The organism is Vibrio sp., assembly GCF_050299255.1.
Taxonomy (GTDB): domain Bacteria; phylum Pseudomonadota; class Gammaproteobacteria; order Enterobacterales; family Vibrionaceae; genus Vibrio.
In genome coordinates this window covers 1-4,167 of the sequence record NZ_JBNKVP010000138.1, presented here as the reverse complement: position 1 = coordinate 4,167, position 4,167 = coordinate 1, and the positions used below count along the sequence as shown (strand labels likewise).

The window sequence follows — 4,167 nt, the reverse complement described above, 5'->3', positions numbered from 1 at the left end:
TTTATCTCATTTTTTAGTTATCGCAGTTACTGGAGCAAGGGAGGAATGTCGCTGCGAGTTTGATATTTGGGCTGGCAGAGCTAAGCTCTGCCAGCTTTATAATTAAGCGTTGGATTCTTTCAGTGATTTTTTCTTATCAAATACGCCACCTTTCAATGTTTCTGGCAGCGACAGCCATAGTAGGCCGGCGATGATCCACACGATTGGCGACCCCCACATGGCCGTTTCTAGATCCGAACGTTCCTTGATGAAGATAAGAACCATAGGCGCCCACATACCGATGATACGGCCGCCGTGGAACAAGGCGGCTCCGAAACTACGCAGGTGAGCAGGGAACAGCTCAGAGAAGTAGCCTCCCCATACCGCAGATGCTGAAAGACCAAAGTTGTAAATCAGACCGAGCAGAGCAAGCAGGTTAAGTCCACCGATCATGGCGTCGCTCGGTGCTACAAAAAACACAGAAGCCATGACACCCGCGAGGATAAAGCCGAATGCGTTGACTTTACGGCCATACTTGTCTGCGATAGCACCCCATACCCAAGCACCAAACAACGATCCGAATGCCGAAATAGAGAAGATAATGCCGACGGTCGCGCCATCAAACTGACGAACTTCTTTTAAGTAGGTTGTTACAAAGCCAGAGAAAAATTGGTAACCGTAGAAGTTCAGGCCAGCCAGTAGTAGACAAGTGATGGTCAGTGTGCGGTATGGTTTGCTCAACATTTCACCCCAAGAGCCCTTTTTGGCCGGTGTGTTTGTTGTCGCGTCGTGCTGATCCTCTTCGCCATATGCGATCACCTTTTTATCACTAGGCAGGATAAAGATCATCACGATTGCAGCAGCCAATGGTGGTACACCACCAACCCACATCAGGCTTTGCCATGGAGCATCAATGCTAGAAATAAAGGCAGCATAAGCGCCCATCACCATCAACGCGACTGAGAACATTGAGGATGCAAAAGCAGTCAATTTACCTCGAACCGAAGGAGTAAACAGGCCGATCATTAAGCTCACTGCCACTGTGAAGTAACCACCCAGTGAAATACCAATGATCAGACGCATAGCTGCCCATGTGGCGTAGTCGGTAAACATCATGTTGATGATGGTGGCACCACCATTTAACGCTGTAATAGCGATCAGCGTTGATTTCTTGCCTAAGTTGGAAGCAAACCAAGCACAACTTAACGCGCCGATAAGAGCTCCGACGGACTGCCAGGTGTAAAATTGGGCTGTATCGGACAGGCTGATCCCGTCGTAAGCCTCTACAATGTAAGGGCGTACGTAGTCAATTATTACAAAGTTATAACAGTAGAAAAAGTAGCCAACCAGTATTGCTGCATAGGCGGCTACTCTTTGAACCATTGGCACTTCACTCATGTGTTTTTTAGTGTTCATGGCCTTCAAACCTCTTAATTCCTTGGTTCTTGGTAGATATAGAAAATCGTAGTGACGATCTTTTTTGCAAGTCGTATGCGAATTTAGTTCGGGAAGGATCTTATGTTTATTCACTCATCCAAGTCTGTGATCAACGTCAACTTGAAATGAATACGCACCCAAAATGTAATTATTGGTGATTTAGCTCACAATAATTGGGGTGAGTGGTCGTCAATTGACCATGATTGGCATCATGATGGTGATGCTCATCACAGTTGTCAGGGATTTTGAGCGTCACATGGCGCAAAAATAAGTAAGATTGATGCGTTTTTACACGGAAAGAGAATCAGGAAATACCGATATGGTTACGTACTCAAGTCTGGTTGTGATTGCTATTTACTTGTTAACGACATTGTTTATCAGCTACTTAGTTAATCATCGTCTAAATGCCAGTGGTGACTTTTCTACTGGCGGAAAACAATTTGGCTGGTTTACCGCAGGTGTTTCCATTTTAGCGACTTACGTCAGTGCGATGACGTTCGTTGGTATGCCTGGGTGGGTGTATCGCTCAGGCATGGAAGCAATGAGTGTGCATCTAAACTATCCGATCGTGATATTTTTTTCGGTTATTTTCTTTGTTCCGGTGTTCTACCGTCTGAAGCTGACTTCTATTTATGAGTATTTGGAACTTCGATTTGGTGTGTATGCCCGTACCATCAACTCGGTGGTTTTTATTCTGGTGCAGTGTATTTCAGCGGGAGTGATCCTCTATGCGGTAGCGTTGATTTTGACCCAAGTAACCCCGTTGTCGATTTTTGAATCAATTATATACATCAGTTTATTTACGGCCATTTATACCTATTCCGGCGGGATCTCGACTGTCATATGGACAGATATGCTGCAGTCATTGGTACTGGTCGTAGGTAGTGTGGCGATCTTCGTTATCCTGTTGACAGAAGTGGGAAGTGGCGCGAGCGTTACACAGCAGCAACTTGATATTGTGAATCTAGATTTTGATCTTGGTGTGGATACTACTCTCTGGGCAGGGGTTGTTGCGGTGAGCTTCTTGCACTTAAGTGTCTACGGAACCAATCAGTTGATTATACAGCGAACTTTGGCAACCAATAGCGTTAAAAATGCTCAAAAATCAATGTTACTTTGTGGCTACAGTGCATTTTTCATTTATCTGTTTTTTGCCGTAATTGGCTTGCTGTTAAGCATTTACTATCAAGATTCCGGTTTTGAAAACAGCAACGAAGTGATCCTCGATTTTGTTTTTAATCACACCAATCCTATTGTGGTCGGCCTGGTGATGTCGGCACTGGCAGCAGCAGCGATGTCTACGCTCGATTCAACTTATAACTCGATCGCGACTGTTGCGACATTTGATATCTATAAGCGTTTTATCTCGAAAAGTGCTTCGTCAGAACATTATGAAAAAGTTTCTAGAAAGATGAGCTTAGTCGCGGCAGCGATAGTGATTTTCCCGGCCGTTTTAGCCGTGTCAAACGAGTCGGTATTGAAAACCATTGCCAGTTTGACGTCGATATTTGTTGGTATCCGGCTGGGTTCGTTTGTTTTGGGTCTGTTCTTTGCCAAAGCCAATGAGAGTGGTGTTATCGTTGGCAGTGTCATTAGTATCCTTGCCGTTGCGCTCTGCCGTTCACTGGATGTTTCCTGGCCCTGGTTTGCTCCGATAGGAACAACGGTCTTTCTTGTCAGTGGTGTGGTAGCCAGCCGTTTTTATGGTGAGTTAAGCCAAGCTCAGGAGCAGTTCATTGCCGGACAGAGGAATCTCTTTTCCCGGCCTTCAATAAGTCATTATGGGCTGTTGGTCTTTGCCGCAGTAACGATTCTGGCCTGTTTCATTGTGCCGGATTGGCTTTACTCTGTTCTTTCTTAATTAAGGTTTCTACCATGTTGTCCATCTTCGATATCTACAAAATTGGTGTAGGGCCTTCAAGTTCCCACACCAATGGCCCTATGATTGCGGGCTATCAGTTTGCCAATGCTATTCAAACGAAAATCTCCCATATTGCGCGGCTGCAGGTTGATCTCTATGGCTCACTTTCCCTGACCGGAGTCGGCCACCATACTGATCGTGCAGTTATCCTCGGTCTGTTAGGTAATCGCCCGGATTCAATCGATATCGGCCGAGCTAACCTGGCCATGGTTAAAGCTGTAGAAGAGGGAATGCTGGTACTTAATGGTGAACAGGACGTTCGTTTTGACTATCAGACCGATATGTTGTTTCACCAGGACAATTTACCTTTGCATGAAAATGGCATGACCATTAGCGCATTTGATAGTCAAGGTAAGCGAATTGGCTTTGAAACTTACTATTCCATTGGCGGTGGCTTTGTAGCAACGGCAGATGAGCTGGAAAATGGCAGCAAAGAGGATGTAATCGATGTTGAGTTTCCGTTCTCCAGTGCAGAGGAGATGCTTAATCTAGCAGAACAAAATGGTCTGAGTATTGGCCGCATGGTGTTAAAAAATGAGCTTGCATTTCAGCCTGCACAGGCGATTGACCAAAAGGCAGAGCAGATCTGGGCGGTAATGGAAAGCTGCATGTCTCGAGGTTTTGAGACGGAAGGCATTCTGGCTGGCGGTTTGAATGTTACCCGTCGCGCTCCGGGTTTATTGAAACAACTGGAGGCTAATGCCGCGACACAAAATGATCCGATGGAAATAATGGATTGGGTCAATGTGTTTGCTTTTGCGGTCAGCGAGGAAAATGCGGCGGGTGGCCAGGTTGTTACTTCGCCAACCAATGGTGCAGCCGGGGTGATC

At 45.8% G+C, this 4,167-nt stretch carries 3 protein-coding genes; 2 read left to right on the top strand and 1 reads right to left on the bottom strand.

Features of this window, described 5'->3' with window-relative positions; genetic code table 11:
* Positions 1–102 precede the first annotated feature (102 nt).
* Complete coding sequence (locus tag ACQY6F_RS18310) at positions 103–1,395, bottom strand: MFS transporter (protein ID WP_428776498.1); 1,293 nt, start codon at positions 1,393–1,395, stop codon at positions 103–105.
* A gap of 340 nt (positions 1,396–1,735) precedes the next feature.
* Between ACQY6F_RS18310 and ACQY6F_RS18305 the strand changes: the two genes are divergently transcribed.
* On the top strand, positions 1,736–3,277 hold the full coding sequence (locus ACQY6F_RS18305; protein WP_428776500.1) for a sodium:solute symporter family transporter: 1,542 nt from the start codon (positions 1,736–1,738) through the stop codon (positions 3,275–3,277).
* A gap of 14 nt (positions 3,278–3,291) precedes the next feature.
* Positions 3,292–4,167 (top strand): L-serine ammonia-lyase (locus ACQY6F_RS18300; protein WP_428776497.1); only part of this gene is annotated, 876 nt, incomplete at its 3' end.